This is a genomic window from Candidatus Thiopontia autotrophica, assembly GCA_014384675.1.
Taxonomy (GTDB): domain Bacteria; phylum Pseudomonadota; class Gammaproteobacteria.
Map to the genome: position 1 here is coordinate 1 of JACNFK010000023.1, position 18453 is coordinate 18453.

The following is an 18453-nucleotide window of genomic DNA, read 5'->3' on the forward strand; positions in this document are numbered from 1 at the left end:
TAAACCACATGCTCCACCGCTTGTGCGGGCCCCCGTCAATTCCTTTGAGTTTTAACCTTGCGGCCGTACTCCCCAGGCGGACAACTTAACGCGTTAGCTTCGCTACTAAGATCACTACAATCCCAACAGCTAGTTGTCATCGTTTACGGCGTGGACTACCAGGGTATCTAATCCTGTTTGCTCCCCACGCTTTCGTACCTCAGCGTCAGTATTGGTCCAGGAAGTCGCCTTCGCCACTGGTGTTCCTCTGCATCTCTACGCATTTCACCGCTACATGCAGAATTCCACTTCCCTCTACCATACTCTAGCTAGACAGTATTGAATGCAGTTCCCAGGTTGAGCCCGGGGCTTTCACACCCAACTAATCTAACCACCTACGCACGCTTTACGCCCAGTAATTCCGATTAACGCTTGCACCCTCAGTATTACCGCGGCTGCTGGCACTGAGTTAGCCGGTGCTTCTTCTGTAGGTAACGTCAAGTTACATTAGTATTAACAATGTAACCAATCCTCCCTACTGAAAGTGCTTTACAACCCTCGGGCCTTCTTCACACACGCGGTATTGCTGGATCAGGGTTTCCCCCATTGTCCAATATTCCCCACTGCTGCCTCCCGTAGGAGTCTGGGCCGTGTCTCAGTCCCAGTGTGGCTGATCGTCCTCTCAGACCAGCTACAGATCGTTGCCTTGGTGAGCCATTACCTCACCAACAAGCTAATCTGACGCAGGCTCATCTAATAGCGAGAGCTTTCAAGAAGAGGCCCCCTTTCCCTCGTAAGGATCATCCGGTATTAGCTCGAGTTTCCTCGAGTTGTCCCCGACTATAAGGTAAATTCCTACGCGTTACGCACCCGTCCGCCACTCGACGCCTGGAAGCAAGCTTCCATCGTTTCCGTTCGACTTGCATGTGTTAAGCATACCGCCAGCGTTCAATCTGAGCCAGGATCAAACTCTTCAGTTCAATCACTGCGGCTGCTTGTGGCAGCCAATCTTTTCTCGAATTGTTCGTAAGCTTCGAAAGAGTCCATTTCTGGACTTTTTCTAGGGTTACTTACAATCGATATTTCTTGCTTAGCAAGATACCGATGCAAGTACCCACACAAATTATCTGACCTGATTTTTAAAGAGCATTTGCATGACTCACGTCGTGCAAGGAGGGCGTATTCTACATCCCTCTATTCGACTGTCAACCACTAATTCAAATTAATTTTTGGTGAACCCGAATTACCTGCTTTTGGTGCCGTTTTCAGCAACAACAATCTGAGCAGGGAGGCGCATTCTACATCCTCAAAAACGCCTGTCAACAGTTTTACAAAATAAAGTACCGGCTCTCGATTATTTAACTGTAACCCTGGCAAATCTACGCTTGCCAACCTGATAAACCTGAGCCTCTCCAGGCATGACTTTCAACTTCGTCTCCTCTATCTTCTCACCATCCACCTTGACTGCTCCCTGACGTATCATGCGTAGCGCATCAGAGGTGCTGGCGGTAAGCCCGGCCTCTTTCAATAAATTGGCAATAGCCAGGCCATCACCCTCTGCTATCAGTTCAACCTCATCCATCTCGTCCGGTATAGCGCCCTTACGGAAACGATTAATGAAATTCTGCTCCGCCTGAGTCGCGTCATCTTGACTATGAAAGCGGGCCACAATCTCTTTTGCCAACTCTACTTTTGCATCTCTTGGATTGCCCCCATCCTCAACACCTTTTCTGAGTGAAGCTATCTCCTCCATTGGACGAAAACTTAGCAGCTCAAAATACTTCCACATCAACTCATCCGAAACCGACATCAATTTTCCAAACATCTCATCCGGGCTATCACTAACGCCAACATAATTATTCAGTGACTTTGACATCTTCTGCACGCCATCCAGTCCCTCAAGAATGGGCATAGTGATAATTGTCTGTGGTGTCTGACCTTCCTGCTTTTGCAGCTCGCGCCCCATCAACAGATTGAACTTTTGATCAGTTCCTCCTAGCTCAACATCCGCTTTCAGCTCTACAGAGTCCCACCCCTGAATAAGAGGATAGAGAAACTCATGAATCGCTATGGGCTGTCCACCCTTATAGCGCTTGTCAAAATCATCTCGCTCCAGCATCCGCGCAACGGTCAGTCTTGATGCAAGCTTGATCAGATCTGCGGCCGACTTCTCGCCCATCCATGATGAGTTGAATACAATAGTGGTCTTCTCGGGATCAAGGATCTTGAAGACCTGATGCTCATAGCTCTTCGCATTCTCCAATACATCATCACGAGTCAGCGGCTTTCTGGTGACATTTTTACCGGTCGGGTCACCAATCATTCCGGTGAAGTCGCCGATCAAAAACATCACCTCATGTCCCTGATCCTGAAATTGACGTAACTTATTTATCAAAACAGTATGGCCAAGATGAAGATCTGGCGCTGTTGGGTCAAATCCTGCCTTGATGCGTAGCGGTCTCCCCTCTTTCAGCTTATCCACAAGCTCGGATTCAACCAGGATCTCCTCAGTCCCACGCCGAATCTCTTCCAATGACTCTTTTATTGATACCATCTTGATCTTCACTCTATATTGATTATTCAGTTTTGAAGCGATAGCCGCGAAGAGTACCACAACTTTTAGCCACCCCTGGACTACATAAGGCGCTCAGACACCCATATCTGTACTCCCACAGCACACCAATTTAATAGTAATTTAATACTTGACAATGTTATTGAATACGACTATCATTGCACCCGTAAAACAGATTTATTTTTATTTTATTAATTTTGATGGAGATTATCATGAAAAAGATTATTGCTACTATTGCTCTTGTTGCTGTTGCTTCTAGCGCTTCTGCTTTCTTCGGTGGAGACAACGATAACCAGTCTGGTTACGGAACTGGTTCTGCTGACGGTGCTTTTGACGGACGTGGACGTGGCGCTGGTAAGGGAAATGCTGACGCAGAAGGTAACTTCAGCATGACTATCAACGCTTCTGGTAAGGGTTCTTCTAACATGGAAGCTGACATGGACGCTGCTGAGAATGCACGTTTTGACGGTAAGAGCGACATCCGTACTGAGTCTAGCCCTTCTTACCCATACTATGGTGCTCCTGTAGCTCCTGCTGCTCAGTAAGACCTAGTCTTCTTAGTTGCAAAAACCCCGTACGATCTACGATCGTACGGGGTTTTTTATGCCCAACACATATTGAAAAACAGATTAAAGCTCTAGAGCGAGAGCACCATCGCTGTTGTTACTGTTACAAAAACTGCACAAACCACCATAAACGAGATAATGAATCTATCCAAAATTCTCTCCTTAATGTAAAAGCAATAAACCACTCAAAAGATGCGTGATCAGAGGGACTCTAACGACTTTGCCATGTACTGTCCAGTGTTTTACCAGATATGTTTTTTCTTATATTTATCAATATGATAAGCAAATACGTTCATGCATAAATTCTGCTAAATAGCAAAAAATTTATACTGGATGCAATAGTCCCTGGTGCATGGTGACAGCAAAAGAGGTGGTCGATAAAAGTGGCGCGCCCGAAGGGATTCGAACCCCTGACTTCCACCTCCGGAGGGTGGCGCTCTATCCAGCTGAGCTACGGGCGCATGCTCAATCTACAGGTGGTGCATTCTACTTGAAGAGGTTAACTATCTCGATCCATTTTTCTATATGAGAGCGCCTCTGCAATATGCCTCATTTCAACCCAGCGATCCTCTGCAAGGTCAGCAATCGTCCTGGCCACCCTTAATACCCGGTGATATGCACGTGCGGACAGCCCCAGAGAATCAATCGCATCAATCAAAAACTGCTTCTCCTCCTGCCCAAGACCACACGCCTCTTCCAGTTGATCACCCTGAAGCTGACTATTTGGAACACTCTGACGCTTTATCTGTATCTCTCTTGCACTTTTGACCCGCCGCCTTACCTGGCTACTATCCTCAACATTATCCTCTCTCTCCCCTGCCAACATTTCAGCAGGGATACGTGCGACCTCAATCTGCAGATCAATTCTATCTAGCAATGGTCCTGAAATCTTTCCCTTATAGCGCTGAATTTGGTCTGGAGTACAGTGACACTTGCCTGATCGATCACCATAATAACCACACGGACATGGATTCATGGCGGCAATCAATTGGAAACGTGCAGGAAACTCCACCTGTGCCGCCGCACGAGAGATGGTAATTTTTCCTGACTCCATAGGCTCTCTCAGTACCTCCAACACACTACGAGAAAACTCTGGAAGCTCATCAAGAAAGAGAACTCCATGATGAGATAGTGAGATCTCTCCTGGCCTAGGACGCCCCCCACCACCCACCAGAGCAACTGCCGATGCAGTGTGGTGTGGTGTTCTAAAAGGTCTAACTCCCCAACGGGATGCATCAAACTGTGGACTGTTTATTGAGTAGATGGTGGCGCTCTCTAGCGCCTCCTGCTCACCCATTTCAGGCAAAATGCCAGGCATTGTAGAGGCCAGCAGCGTCTTTCCAGTACCCGGCGGGCCACTCATAAGCAGATTATGTGAGCCCGCAGCGGCAATCTCCAGAGCTCTTCTGGCTATATGCTGCCCACGCACCTGTGATAGATCAGGAACCTGCTGCTTCTCGATCTCCGCAACATTGATCTCAACAGCAGGAAGAGGCGTCTCATCAACAAAAAATGAGACCACTTGTTGCAAGGTTGTGGCCGGGTAAAAATTTAAGTCGGAGACGTGTGATGCCTCAGTCGCATTCTTTTCCGGAAGTATCAAGGCTCGACCAACATCACGAGCCTTAAGTGCCGCAGGGAGCACGCCTCTAACCTCCCGAATGGCGCCATCCAGAGCCAGCTCACCAATAAACTCAAAAGAGTGCAATTTCTCCGGCTGGATCACTCCAGAAGCCGCAAGAACCCCCATTGCAATTGCCAAATCAAGCCTTGCGCCAGATTTTGGCAGATCGGCCGGCGCAAGATTTATGGTTACCCTTCTCTGTGGAATCTTGAAACCAGAACTGATCAGTGCACCACGTACACGATCCTTTGCCTCTCTCACCGCAGCCTCAGGTAGTCCAATTATTGATATGCCTGGCAGGCCTCCGCTCAGCAATACCTCAACCACAACCTCAGGCGCCTCAATACCAGAGATTGCACGACTATTCACGGCTGCCAATGACACAAAACACTCCTCAGAATTTATTTTGGATACAATAACACGCTATGGATGGCCTCTCTCTTAAACAGCTAGCAACCGATCATATTGGTCCTATCGACCTCTCCATTAACCTTGGGCACAGTATCGGTCTTTTTGGCCCATCAGGCTCGGGCAAAACTTTACTGCTCCGTGCAATCGCTGATCTTGATCCACACCAGGGAGAAATCACCCTGGCCGGCAAATCCCAGATCCAATACATACCAAAACTCTGGCGTCGACATGTTGCATTTTTTGCTACTGAAAGTCAGTGGTGGGGAGAGACTGTAAAAGAACACATGCCCGGACCGGTAGTTCCATGGCTGGAGATGTGTGGTTTTGACCAAACGGCGTTACAGTGGTCTGTTAACCGCCTGTCAAGCGGAGAGAAGCAGAGACTTGCCATTGTCCGTCAACTTGCACTATTACCGTCAGTACTGTTACTGGATGAGCCAACCTCTAGCCTTGACACAAGAAATGGACAACGCATTGAAAAGATGTTGCTTCAATACCAGCTACAGAGAGAGGCCGTATTGATTTGGGTAAGCCATGACAGAGAACAGTTACTGCGGGTTACTCAACGACAGTTTGAGATGAGTGAAGGAAAAATCCAGGAGATTACAAAACATGCCACCTGAGACAACATATTCACTTATTCAATTAACCCCAACCGATTTATTGCTTGCAGCCATATTGATTCTATTGGTTGCAGTTATCTCCCTGATAAACAAGATTAACATTGAAAATAAAATCATATTTTCATCTATCAGAGCCACCCTTCAACTACTGTTTATAGGTCTCGTTCTACAAACACTGTTCAATCACAGCAATCTGCTATGGGTAGCAATAATGTCCATGATCATGGTACTGCTGGCAGGCAGAGAGATTCATGTAAGGCAGCAGAGAAAACTATCTGGTGGCTGGGGCTTCATGACTGGAACAGTCGCCATGTTTCTCTCCTCAATGGTCACAGCCCTTTTTGCTCTGTTGGTAATTATTGAACACGACCCATGGTATCACCCTCAATATGCCATCCCTCTGCTTGGAATGTTACTGGGCAATACCATGAATGGAATATCTCTGGGAATGGACAGACTGACCAGCAGCGTCTGGCAACAGCACAGGATTTTAGAGGCTCGTCTGGCTCTTGGTGAAAGCGCACAAGAGGCCATTCGCAAACTACGAGATGATGCCATTCGCACCGGCATGATTCCGATTTTGAATGCCATGGCTGCTGCAGGTGTTATAAGTCTGCCAGGAATGATGACTGGTCAGATTCTCTCTGGAACCCCTCCAATTGAGGCCGTGAAATACCAGATTCTCATTCTGTTTCTCATTGCAGGAGGGACTGGACTAGGTGTCATGGCATCCGTTTCTGTCTCATCAAGACGTTTTTTTGACACAAGAGACCGTCTCAGAATGGAACGCCTCTCTAGTTAAGCGCGTTAATTCAATAGGTTATAATGTTAGCACTATCGTGCTTGAGAATTTGAAACATACTTTTTGAGAAACGACTTATATCCCGCACTGTTTAGACGCTGCTTTTCATGATCAGCACTTGAGAAACTTTGGTACGGGCCAACATCTACTCTATAGAGCGCACCTTTAGAGGTTTTATCTCTATTTATCTGGACATTTTCAAAGCCATTAAGGATTAGCTCAGCCTTCTGTTTATCAGCAGCCTCTTTGCTGCGAAACGCACCCAACTGAATCAAGTAATTCCCTCTCGGGGTTGATGATCTCTTTACTGGCTGCTTTTTCTTGCCACTCTTCTTCGAAGAGCTCTCTGATTGTTTCCTGGGCCTCTCCTCAACACCTGCGTACTCCTCCTCCGGTAGCATGGAAAAGAAGTCAAACTGAAACTTATCCTCGCTCTCCTGCCCTGCCTTCTTGCCCTTGTCACCATCCTGTTTCACGCTCTGTTTAGGCTCTGGCTCTGCCGGCATCTTCAGCCAATACAGATACCCCCCAAAGATACCCGCAGCAACCAGTGCCAACAGAATAATTGCTGATCCGGAAGATTTCCCTATCATCTTGTGCAGAGCAACCATTACATCTCTTCCGGCGCCGATACGCCCAGCAGCCTCAAACCATTAACAAATACCTGCCGCGCAGCCAGAATAAGAGTTATTCGTGCATTCCTCAACACCTGATCATCCACCAGAAACTGATGTGCGTTGTAGTATGTATGCAACTCATGGGCAAGATCACGCAGATAATGTGCCAACTGGTGTGGCTCACGCTGAAGTGCTGCACTCTCCAGCAACTCTGAATAACGTGATATTCCAACCATCAATATCTTTTCATGCGACTCAGTTAACAGGTGAAGATTTGACTCTCCCTCTTCCTGACTCCACTCCATCCCTTTTTCACCCATCTGTCGCATTACGCTATGAATTCGCGCATGGGCATACTGAATATAGTAAACCGGGTTTTCTGATGATTGAGAGCGCGCAAGATCCAGATCAAAATCCATATGCTGCTCGCTCTTTCTTAGTACATAGAAGAACCTTGCAGCATCATTACCAACCTCAGACCTCAGCTCTCTGAGAGTTACAAAAGAACCGCTCCTCGTGGACATCTGCACCTTCTCACCGCCCCGATAGAGTGATGCAAACTGCACCAACAATATCTCTAGCCGATCCGGCTCCTGCCCCATGGCCGCAAGACCTGCCCGCACCCGTGGCACATAGCCATGATGATCTGCACCCCATATATTTATCATCCTGTCAAAGCCACGATTAAGCTTGTTCATATGATAGGCAATATCTGATGCAAAATAGGTCTTGAGGCCATTGTCACGAACTACAACACGATCCTTCTCATCACCATAGTTTGTAGAACGAAACCAGAGCGCGCCATTTTGCTCATATATATCATCACTGGCCTGCAGCTTCTCAATAGCCTGATCAACAGTGCTGTCGTCCATCAACGACTGTTCTGAAAACCACTCATCGTAGATCACGCCAAATTCAGCAAGATCATCTCTGATATCTCCCAGGATGGCACTGATTGCTGCATGGTGAATCTGGGAATACTGCTCACTCCCCAGCAGACTACGCGCCTGAAATATAAGACCATCTATATGCGCCTCTTTATCTCCATCTGGCTCATCCTCAGGGACCCCATCCATCACAACATCAACTGGATGCAAAAACAGCTCTCCCTGCTCGCGATGGAGCGTTGCTGCAATATCCCAGATATAGTCACCCTGATATCCGTTAACCGGGAACACCACCTCCTCACCACAAAGATCGAGATAACGCATCCATACACTGGCCGTCAAAATATCCATCTGACGGCCCGCATCATTTACGTAGTACTCACAGTGAACTTGATAACCAGTTGCTCGCAACAGGCTGGCTGTTGCCGCACCATAGGCAGCCCCACGCCCGTGACCAACATGGAGCGGTCCGGTCGGGTTGGCAGAGACAAACTCCATTACCACCTTCTCATCACCACCAACATCACTTTCACCATACTTGTCCCCAACACGCAGGACCTCACTAATCACCTCTCCATAAGCTGCATCAGAGAGATAGAAGTTAATAAATCCGGGGCCTGCAATCTCTGTTTTTACTACCTGCTCCGATTCTGGCAGGGCCCCCACAATTTTCTGCGCCAGTTCCCGTGGGTTTGTTTTAGCCTGTTTTGCCAAAACCATAGCCATATTGGTGGCAAAATCACCATGACTCTGGTCTCTTGTGCGCTCAATAAGAACAGCAGGGTCGCTCTCCAGCTGAAGGACACCTGACTCACAGAGATGAGCCAATGCAGACTCAACAAGTTGTTTTAGTTGTTGCTTCACTAATGTCTCACTCTAGCCACGTACCAGTGGCTCTTCTACATCCTGACGTGCCTCTCTGCCCAGCAGAGCCTCAATCAATTCAAGCGCAAAATCCATTGCAGTCCCCGGCCCTCGTGAGGTTATGACTTTACCATCGGAAACCACGTCAGCATCCTCAATAATATTGGCAGATGTCCCCTGCAAGAAGCCTGGATAACTGGTGGCCTCTTTACCATTTAACACCCCGGCATCAGCCAACACCTTTGGTGCCGCACAAATTGCTGCTGTATATCTATCTTCAGCTGCCATTTTCTGAACCAGCTTATGGATACGTGGATCTGCATTTAGATGATCCGCCCCTGGCAGGCCACCGGGCAACACAACCATCTCATAATCTTGTTGCAGAGCTTCATCAAGTGACATATCTGCAATGTGCACGGTGTCACGACTGGCTTTAATTGGGCCATCACTCAGTCCGGCAACCACTACCTTGATCCCTGCTCGTCGCAACAGATCAACAATGGTTATTGCTTCCAGCTCTTCAAACCCCTCTGCCAGTGGAACCAATACAGAAATATCACTACCCATTGATCTATCCCTAATGTGGAGCGTGCAGCAGATGTAGCCCTTTAAGCATATTCAGGGCCTCAAACAGAACAAAGTCATCCTCTGCCAGGTTTGTTTCTGGCTCCTCACCGTCATCAGCCTTCCTCGTTCCTGTATCGTCATCACCATTAGAGGTCTCGCCATTCCCATTGCTTAGGTGGCCAGAAAGATCTCTCTCTGAAACACGATGAAGATTCTTCTTTTTATCTTTGTCACTCTTTTCGATTTTGATATTGCTCAACTCAATATCCGGGGCAATCCCCTCTGCCTGAATAGAGCGTCCAGATGGTGTGTAATAACGTGCCGTTGTCAGTTTCAGAGCCGCACCTTCACGCATTGGCAGGATTGTCTGCACAGAGCCTTTGCCGAATGTCTTGGTACCCATTATTACCGCCCGCTTGTGGTCTTGTAGTGCTCCAGAGACAATCTCGGATGCTGAAGCAGACCCACTATTCACCAATACAACCAATGGTGCACCATTCATGATGTCATCTGAATCAGCCTCAAACTCTATTTTTGAATCTTTCACACGACCATCCGTATAGACTAACAATCCATCTGTCAGAAATGCGTCTGCAACAGTTACCGCAGCACTCAACACACCTCCAGGGTTGTTGCGCAGATCCAGCACCAACCCGTTCAGATCCTCTCCATCATTCTCTTTGATCAATTTCTTGATGGCCTTTTCAAGATTTTCTCCCGTACGCATCTGAAACTGACTGATTCGTACATATCCAAAACCATCCTCCAGGGTGCGGCTTTTAACACTACGAATTTTTATCACATCCCGAATAATATTAACTGTCAGAGCCTGATCTTCCCCCTTGCGCACCACGGTAAGCTCAATCTTTGTGCCAACTTTGCCGCGCATCTTCTTGACTGCATCACCCAAGGTGATGCCCTGAACAGCTGTGCCATCAATGCGTATGATCAGATCACCTGCCTGCATTCCTGCGCGCTGTGCTGGAGTATCATCAATTGGTGAGATCACTTTGACAAAGCCATCCTCCATGCCCACCTCAATCCCCAGACCACCGAACTCACCTGTAGTGCTAACCTGTAGCTCATCATGTGCCTCTGGCAACAGATAGGATGAGTGTGGATCCAGGCCACTCACCATCCCCTTGATTGCGTTATTAAGCAGCTCCTCATCACTCACATCTTCAACATAGCTATTTTTAATATTACTAAACGCCTCACTAAAGGCCCGTAATTCATCCAGCGGCAGTGGAACAACAGCGCCCTCCTCCCGTTCAGCCAATACACTACGCTCCACGGCAAGTGAAATCCCAAGGATTAATCCGGTCAATAAAATCAGTAAGTCACGCGCTTTTGTCTTCATTAAGCAATCCGCTGTCAGGTTAAAAACTCATTAATAATTATGCAGATTTTACAGGAAAAATTGCACCCAGTATTACCGATTGGTTTGCGCCTGTAACAGATGGGATATTACCAACATCTCCACGAACGGTTTGACGAGCCAGCCAGCCAAAAGCTACTGCCTCTACCCAATCTGGATCAACCCCAATCGATGCTGTTGAATCAACACTCCAGCCCGATAAATTTACAGCCATGCGCTCCAGAAGAAAGGAGTTGTGCGCTCCGCCCCCACATACCAACAACTGTTGCCTACCAACATTCTGGTCACGCACAGCATCTGCGACTGTAACGGCCGTCAGTTCACATAGAGTGGCGGCAACATCCTCTACCGGAAGCGATTTAACTAGTGAACTCCAGCCACCATAAAGCCAGTCACTATTAAATAGCTCACGCCCTGTACTTTTTGGAGATGGCCGTGAAAAGAAAGGATCGCTCAACATAGATTTCAACAGGCTGGAGGATAGTTCTCCTTGCCTGGCAAAGAGACCATCCTTATCCATTCTTGTGCCGAATGACTCTTCAGCCCAATAATCCATCAACACATTACCAGGACCGGTATCAAACCCAACCACAGGAGCGCCTCTGTCTGCTGGTAAGAGCGTTACATTTGCCATGCCCCCAATATTGACTACAGCACCACTTTGCCCTCTCATCAACCAGCGGTGATAGGCTGGCGCCAATGGTGCGCCCTCTCCTCCAGCAGCAATATCACGGCGACGAAAATCTGCCACCGTGGTGATTCCTGTCCGTTGCGCAACAATATTAGGGTCGCCAATCTGCAGGGTGAACGGTGTACTACCAGTTGGTTTATGACGAATTGTCTGTCCATGGCTGCCAATCGCCACTATCTTCTCTGCTGCCAGACCTGCTTTCTCAACCACGGCTACTGCGGCATCTGAAAAAAGCACTCCCAACTCAACATCCAACTCTCCCATCCTCTCAATCTCATTCTCCCCCTCCATGCAGAGAGCAAGAATTCTCTCTTTAAGAGATGGTGAAATTTGGGTCACATCTGTTGCACAGAGAGATGGGGGGAAGGTTGAAAAATCAACAACCACAGCATCAACACCATCCATACTGGTGCCTGACATCAGACCTACAAAATACTCACTCATTGCCTATCCATAAAAATCATCAGATGACGGTAACCTGTTACGTTGTACTTATCAATGAATAGCTACCATACATGTAAAGCGCTCTCATCCACGCCCCTTAGCTAAATTATTGGACATTTCCGTACAGGATTGTTAGGTTGGTTACGTCATTGTCACAATACTAGTCACACATAATCTTGCGCCACACCACTGGAGAAAATTATTTATGAAACACATCAAGCTGGCTCCATCTCTTGCTCTCTCTCTTCTGCTCTCATTTAGCAATGTCTGGGCAGATGAATTTCATGAGACTATCGAAATTTTTCAAAAAGCTGGCGAAAGCGGTGGGTTTTTTAATGATGCCCATGGCTATGCCGTGTTTCCGACTATTGGAAAGGTTGGTATTGGTATTGGCGGCTCTTATGGCGATGGTAGAGTATATGTTGGGCATGACCATGTCGGTGACACCACAGCAACACAACTAACAATAGGATTTCAGCTTGGTGCACAGGCATTCAGCCAAATCATCTTCTTTCAGGACAAGCGGGCATTTGAGGAATTCACCACGGGCAAGTTTGAATTTAGTGCGCAAGCAAATGCCGTGGCAATTACTGCTGGAGTCTCTGGAACAGCATCAACCATTGGTAATTCTGTAGGAGCGAGCGGCGGAAGAAATGACGCTACAACAACAGGGCAGTACAACAAAGGGATGGCCTCTTTCACAATAGCCAAAGGTGGATTGATGTACGAAGCATCAATCGGCGGACAAAAATTCAGCTACACACCCAAGTAACCCACAGCCCTTAACAAACCAGCAATCTCTCCCTCTCAATAAGGGAGGATGCTCAATGAGCAAACAAACATGATGGGAACAACCAACGTTACTTTTATCGATGTCTTTATGATGGCTCTTCCAATAATACCCATCATCTATTTCCTGATTGCAGGAAACCCCCATGATGTCGACACGGAAGAGAGAGCATCATTATCGGCCGCAAGAACATGGCTCGTGCTCGCCTTGATGGCCTTGGGGCTAGGGGTGATTGGAGTAGTTATTGCAACTGCCACCCTGATTATGGGGGTCAAGACAATCATACGAGGGCGCACCATGTACGGGTTAACAGTGATATTGATATCTATATTTGTGCCAATCTTTAGCTTTATTCCACTATGGAATTAAGTTGCTAGAAACTACAAGACTCATATCGACCCTAATGAGACCTTTCTCAAAGGAGGAGATGGGTGGTAGATAACTACGTAGTCTGGCTTGATTCGGTGGGGATGGGGGATGTGGGTCAGGTTGGGGGCAAGAATGCCTCTCTTGGCGAGATGATCCATGCCCTTTCGGACAAGGGTGTCCGGGTTCCCAACGGCTTTGCCACCACTGCCCATGCATTCCGGGACTTTCTTGCCCACAGCCACCTGACCGAGAGGATCCACCAGTCACTTGAGGCACTGGACCCCACCGATATTCATGCGCTGAAGGAGTGTGGTGCTGAGATCAGGCGCTGGATTCTTGACTCCCCATTTCCCGTTCCCCTGCTCAATGCCATAACCTCCGCCTATGAAAAACTGGAGGGGCAGACTGATGGAAAACTGAGTGTTGCCATCCGCTCCTCGGCGACCGCCGAGGATCTTGCCGACGCCTCATTTGCCGGACAGCAGGAGAGCTACCTTAATGTCTGTGGAGTGGAGAGTGTCCTCGCCTCAATCAAGAATGTATTTGCCTCGCTCTACAATGACCGCGCCATCTCCTATCGGGCGCATCAGCACTTCGACCACCAGAGCATTGCAATATCGGTCGGGGTACAGCAGATGGTACGTAGCGATCTCGGCTCCAGCGGCGTGCTCTTCACCCTGGATACGGAGTCCGGATTCAGGGATGTAATCCTTATCACCTCAGCCTATGGCCTTGGGGAGACGGTGGTACAGGGAGCAGTCAACCCCGATGAGTTCTATCTCTACAAACCGACACTGGCCACAGGACATCACGCCATCCTGAGCAGGACACTGGGATCAAAGGAGATCCGCAAGATCTATGCACGGGACAATCTGAAGGATTTTATCGTTACCGAACGTGTCCCTGAACTGGAGCGTAACCGCTTCAGCCTCAATGACCGGCAGATTCATGAGTTGGGGCGCTACGCCGTCACCATCGAGGAGCACTATGGACGCCCTATGGATATTGAGTGGGCCCTTGATGGTGTCGACAACAAAATCTATATCGTCCAGTCACGCCCGGAGACGGTAAAGAGTCAGGAGAAAACAACCAACTCCATTAACCGCTACAAACTCAAGGAGAGGGGTACCGTTCTGGCCAAGGGACGCGCCATTGGGCAGGCCATCACCAACGGAACCACACGAATCATTGCCAACATCTCGGAGATGGAGCGTATTCAGCCCGGTGATATTCTGGTTACCGACATGACCGATCCAGATTGGGAGCCGATCATGAAGCGGGCCTCAGCCATCGTCACCAACCGCGGGGGCCGTACCTGCCATGCAGCCATTATTGCGCGGGAGCTGGGGATCCCCACAATTGTCGGCACCGGGGATGCAACCGAATCCATCCCCAACGACCACACTGTCACCATCTCCTGTGCGGAGGGTGATGATGGTTATGTCTACGATAAGGCACTCGCATTTGAGCTTATTACCACACCAATCAAGTCACTGCCTCCGCTCAAAACCAGAATGATGGTCAATATTGGAAACCCCGGGCGCGCCTTCGACTACGCCTCCATCCCCAATGATGGGGTTGGACTCGCGCGGATGGAGTTCATCATCAGCAATATCATCGGCATCCACCCAAGGGCGATTATCGATTTCGAAAATCTCCCCGCTGAGAGTAGAGATGAGATAGAGAGAAAAATATCCGGCTATGGATCACCCATCGAATTTTATGTTGAGAAACTCACCGAGGGGATAGCAACTATTGCAGCGCCATTCTCCCCAAACCCAGTACGCATCAGAACCTCAGACTTCAAATCAAACGAGTATGCAAACCTGATTGCCGGCAGAGAGTATGAGCCATTTGAGTCTAATCCAATGATTGGATACAGGGGGGCACTACGGCAGCTGTCGGAACCATTCCGCCCCTGTTTCGAACTGGAGTGCAAGGCGATAAAGCGGGCACGGGAGAAAATGGGGCTCTCAAATATAGAGCTCATGATCCCCTTTATACGCACCCTGGACGAGGCCATAGATATCATCAGTCTACTCGAGGAGAATGGGCTGAAACGGGGAGAAGATGGCCTCCGGATCATCATGATGTGCGAGGTGCCCTCCAACGTGATCCTCGCCGAGGAGTTTCTCGAATATTTTGATGGCTTCTCTATCGGCTCCAATGATCTGACCCAGCTTACCCTGGGGATGGACCGTGACTCCGAGTGGATGGCCGCTGGGTTTGATGAACGCAATCCGGCAATCAAGGAGAGCATCTCCAGGGTTATCCAGGCGTGTCACAACCAGCACAAGAGTGTTGGTATCTGTGGGGAGGGCCCCTCACATTATCCGGAGTTTGCAAGGTGGCTGGTAGAACAGGAGATTTCCAGTATCTCTATGAGCCCGAACAGCATAATCGAGACCTGGAACGGCCTGGGATAGGTCGGTATCCCCTACTGAATCACCTGGTTGATCACTGCCTGGGCCATCTCCAGACCAGACACCCTGTCCATTTTTCACCCCGCAGCCAGAAGGGGGCCATTCCCGGGATGGTGCCTGTTTATTTTCTTCTGGATCTCCATCACCACCATCAACAACAAAGCAATCCCCAACAACTGCAACCAGTGTTCGAAACTGATGGGCTGAACACCCAATACTCTCTGTAACCAAGGCACATACATGGCACCAATATGGATCAACTGCGCCAATACCGTGCCAAAAAGAAGGAGCGGATTCCGTAGTGGAGAGAGTTGAAAAATCGATCGACTTTCGGACCGGCAATTAAAGACGTGGACATTCTCAAAAAGCACCATCAGTAACAGTGTGCTATTTCTGGCAGCATCTATATCCATCCCCAGAACATGCGTGAGGTTCCAATAGAGGATGAATGCAGTAACCCCCATCATAAGGCTGGAGACAATGATGCGCTCCACCATCAGCCGATTGAATATCGGCTCCTCTGGACTGCGTGGGGGGCGCCTCATCTCATCACCCTCTGCCGGCTCAAAGGCGAGTGCAACGTCCTGAATCCCGTTGGTGACAAGGTTGAGCCAGAGCAGTTGTGCCGGAAGCAAGGGCAGCGCTACCCCTGCCATCAATGCAAGGAAGAAGAGCACTACCTCCGCCGCACCGGTCGAGATCAACAAAAAGATCACCTTGCGCACATTGGCGTATGCCACCCTCCCCTCTTCGATCCCGGAGACGATGGAGGTGAAGTTGTCATCAACCAGGATCATATCCGAGCTCTCACGGGCGACATCTGTCCCCTGTACCCCCATCGAGACCCCGACATTGGCCGCATTAAGTGCAGGCGCATCATTGGCCCCATCCCCGGTCATTGCAATAAAGTGGCCGTTACGGATGAGTGATCTGGTAATTACAACCTTCTGTGAAGGATCAACACGCGCAAAGACTCGCGTATCTCTGGTCAGTCTGTCAACCGCAGCCTCACCATCCTCCTCCGCCTGCCTCAGCTGATAGCCGGTAACAACCTGTTGTTCTGACTCTGCCATCCCAAGCTCTCTGGCGATTGCGAGGGCTGTTACCGGATGGTCCCCAGTCACCATCGAGACATCAATACCGGCATGACGACAGGACTCTATCGCCCCCTTTACCTCCTGCCGCAATGGATCAATCATCCCCACCAGACCCAGGAAGGTAAGCCCCTCCAGATCCATTACTGTAAACGGGCTGCCATCTGCTATCTGGCGAACACCACCTGCAACTGCCAGAATCCGATACCCTTCTCTGGCCAGCTGTTCTGACTGCGCCAGCACCACTTTCTCATCAATCTCCATCTTCCCATCAGCTAATGCCATTCCGGCACACATCGGCAACAGTGCCTCCAGCGCCCCTTTAACAAAAACCAACTCTCTGTCACCATGCTGGTGGAGGGATGCAGAGAAACGATTCTCTGACTCAAAAGGGATATCCTCAACCAGCGGATACTCACTCATTGCATCCTGCCGAATCACTCCAGCCCTGTATGCAAAAATCTGTAGTGCAACATCCACCGCATCCCCATGATGAACCCATTTACCATTGCGCATCCCAAGATACGCCTCATTATTAAGCGCAACACTCCTTGCCAGAGCCCCCAACTGTTGCTGCTGTGAGACGGGGAGATGATCCTGCAAATTCTCCCTGCCATCTATCCTCAAGAGCTCACCACCAGGAAGAGCAACCATGGCTACGGCCATCTCATTAACTGTCAATGTGCCTGTCTTGTCAGAGGCTATAAAAGTGCATGAGCCCAAGGCCTCCACTGCATAGAGGCGACGTACAACGACGTTTCTCTTGGCCATTCTGTTGGCACCAATCGCCAAGGCAACAGTAATTGCAACGGGCAGCCCCTCCGGAATCACGGAGACCGCCAGGGCAACAGCAAGCAGAAAAACCTCCTGAAATGGGGCTCCTAGAACCAGTTCAACAACTATCAACAGAAGAGCAATCACCCCGAATACAAGTGCAATCACCCTAGTGAAATCCTCCATCCTCAGCAATAATGGCGGCTTCGCACTCTCTGTAGCTGATAGAGAGCCAGCAATCTTGCCGATCTCCGTCTGCTCTCCTGTCGCTACAACCAGGCCATGACAACGACCACGGACGATGATTGACCCGCTAAAGAGCATGTTGAGGCGGTCACCAACCGCACTATCCAGCGCATATGCTCCCTCTGAACTCTTGGCAACAGCCAGCGACTCACCAGTCAGCAGGGACTCATCAACCTCTACCCCTTTGGCACTGATCAACCGTATATCTGCTGGCACCCTGTTCCCTGAACCAAGAAAAACAATATCCCCCGGGAGCAACTCCTCAGAATCAAGTTCCAGGGGCTCACCTTCACGCAAAACATTTGCGACGGTCCTGACCATGGAACGAAGCGCCTTCGCACTCTTCTCTGCGGAGTGCTCCTGAACCGTACCAATAGTGGCATTGATAAGAAGTACTGCGGCGATAAAAATTGCATCCAAATAGTGTCCAAGGCTGAGCGATACCAATGCCGCAAAAAGAAGAACATAAATTAGTGGGCTAAAAAACTGGCGGATAAAGATTGCCATAATCCCAGGCTTGGGTGGCTGGGGAAGAGTATTCAACCCATACTCTAATCGACGCCTCTGCACCTCATTCTGATCCAATCCATGCACTGATGCATCGAGCATCTCCAGCAGTTCATCCACAGATCTGGCATGTGGTGAGTCAACCGGTTCATTGGCAGTGACAGTCTCTCTCATTATCACGAGACTAGCATATCCAGCCACGTGGCTTCCAAATAATGCGGAGGG

General features: G+C 49.1%; 14 protein-coding genes, 1 tRNA gene and 1 rRNA gene. 6 read left to right on the forward strand and 10 right to left on the reverse strand.

Annotated features, from left to right (window positions below; all coding sequences use genetic code 11):
• Nucleotides 1–963, reverse strand: a 16S ribosomal RNA gene (locus H8D24_03125); the annotation flags it as partial.
• 370 nt (nucleotides 964–1333) lie between these two features.
• Nucleotides 1334–2533, reverse strand: a complete 1200-nt coding sequence (locus tag H8D24_03130; GenBank protein ID MBC8519385.1) for a tyrosine--tRNA ligase — start codon at nucleotides 2531–2533, stop codon at nucleotides 1334–1336.
• 230 nt (nucleotides 2534–2763) lie between these two features.
• Here H8D24_03130 and H8D24_03135 point away from each other — a divergent pair, with 230 nt between their 5' ends.
• Nucleotides 2764–3096, forward strand: a complete 333-nt coding sequence (locus H8D24_03135) for a hypothetical protein (protein ID MBC8519386.1) — start codon at nucleotides 2764–2766, stop codon at nucleotides 3094–3096.
• Nucleotides 3097–3501: 405 nt separating this feature from the next.
• Here H8D24_03135 and H8D24_03140 read toward each other — a convergent pair.
• A tRNA-Arg gene (locus tag H8D24_03140) sits at nucleotides 3502–3578 on the reverse strand.
• 38 nt (nucleotides 3579–3616) lie between these two features.
• Complete coding sequence (locus H8D24_03145) at nucleotides 3617–5125, reverse strand: YifB family Mg chelatase-like AAA ATPase (GenBank protein ID MBC8519387.1); 1509 nt, start codon at nucleotides 5123–5125, stop codon at nucleotides 3617–3619.
• 41 nt (nucleotides 5126–5166) lie between these two features.
• On the opposite strand from H8D24_03145, the gene H8D24_03150 reads away from it, so the two are divergent.
• Together H8D24_03150 and fetB are read left to right on the forward strand one after the other, a co-directional pair.
• Nucleotides 5167–5775, forward strand: a complete 609-nt coding sequence (locus H8D24_03150) for an ATP-binding cassette domain-containing protein (GenBank protein MBC8519388.1) — start codon at nucleotides 5167–5169, stop codon at nucleotides 5773–5775.
• Nucleotides 5765–6577 (forward strand): iron export ABC transporter permease subunit FetB, encoded by an 813-nt coding sequence (gene fetB, locus H8D24_03155; GenBank protein MBC8519389.1) that lies wholly within the window; start codon nucleotides 5765–5767, stop codon nucleotides 6575–6577. Before H8D24_03150 ends, fetB begins: the two co-directional genes overlap by 11 nt.
• 32 nt (nucleotides 6578–6609) lie before the next feature.
• Here fetB and H8D24_03160 read toward each other — a convergent pair whose 3' ends face one another.
• Genes H8D24_03160 through H8D24_03180 form a run of 5 tightly spaced genes read right to left on the reverse strand, consistent with a single transcriptional unit; the run spans nucleotide 6610 to nucleotide 12025 of the window.
• Nucleotides 6610–7188 carry an SPOR domain-containing protein gene (locus tag H8D24_03160; protein MBC8519390.1) on the reverse strand — a complete coding sequence of 193 codons (579 nt, stop codon included), beginning with the start codon at nucleotides 7186–7188 and terminating at the stop codon, nucleotides 6610–6612.
• Nucleotides 7188–8945 (reverse strand): arginine--tRNA ligase, encoded by a 1758-nt coding sequence (locus H8D24_03165; protein MBC8519391.1) that lies wholly within the window; start codon nucleotides 8943–8945, stop codon nucleotides 7188–7190. The genes H8D24_03160 and H8D24_03165 overlap by 1 nt, the downstream gene beginning before the upstream one ends.
• A gap of 12 nt (nucleotides 8946–8957) precedes the next feature.
• Entirely contained in the window at nucleotides 8958–9512 is a 555-nt protein-coding gene (locus tag H8D24_03170) for a DJ-1/PfpI family protein (GenBank protein MBC8519392.1), read from the reverse strand.
• A 10-nt stretch (nucleotides 9513–9522) separates the two neighbouring features.
• Complete coding sequence (locus H8D24_03175) at nucleotides 9523–10872, reverse strand: S41 family peptidase (protein ID MBC8519393.1); 1350 nt, start codon at nucleotides 10870–10872, stop codon at nucleotides 9523–9525.
• 37 nt (nucleotides 10873–10909) lie between these two features.
• Nucleotides 10910–12025 carry an anhydro-N-acetylmuramic acid kinase gene (locus H8D24_03180; protein MBC8519394.1) on the reverse strand — a complete coding sequence of 372 codons (1116 nt, stop codon included), beginning with the start codon at nucleotides 12023–12025 and terminating at the stop codon, nucleotides 10910–10912.
• A gap of 205 nt (nucleotides 12026–12230) precedes the next feature.
• Between H8D24_03180 and H8D24_03185 the strand changes: the two genes are divergently transcribed.
• From H8D24_03185 to ppsA, 3 genes are all read left to right on the forward strand, one after another.
• Nucleotides 12231–12797 carry a hypothetical protein gene (locus H8D24_03185; GenBank protein MBC8519395.1) on the forward strand — a complete coding sequence of 189 codons (567 nt, stop codon included), beginning with the start codon at nucleotides 12231–12233 and terminating at the stop codon, nucleotides 12795–12797.
• 69 nt (nucleotides 12798–12866) lie between these two features.
• A complete protein-coding gene (locus tag H8D24_03190) occupies nucleotides 12867–13184 on the forward strand; it encodes a hypothetical protein (protein MBC8519396.1) in 318 nt (105 codons plus the stop codon).
• Between the two features lie 62 nt (nucleotides 13185–13246).
• Nucleotides 13247–15610, forward strand: coding sequence for a phosphoenolpyruvate synthase (ppsA, locus tag H8D24_03195; protein ID MBC8519397.1), 2364 nt, complete (start codon nucleotides 13247–13249; stop codon nucleotides 15608–15610).
• A 74-nt stretch (nucleotides 15611–15684) separates the two neighbouring features.
• Here the strand turns inward: ppsA and H8D24_03200 are convergent, their stop codons facing one another.
• The gene (locus tag H8D24_03200; GenBank protein ID MBC8519398.1) at nucleotides 15685–18402 is read right to left on the reverse strand and encodes an HAD-IC family P-type ATPase; all 2718 of its coding nucleotides are present in this window, start codon (nucleotides 18400–18402) and stop codon (nucleotides 15685–15687) included.
• Nucleotides 18403–18453 lie beyond the last annotated feature (51 nt).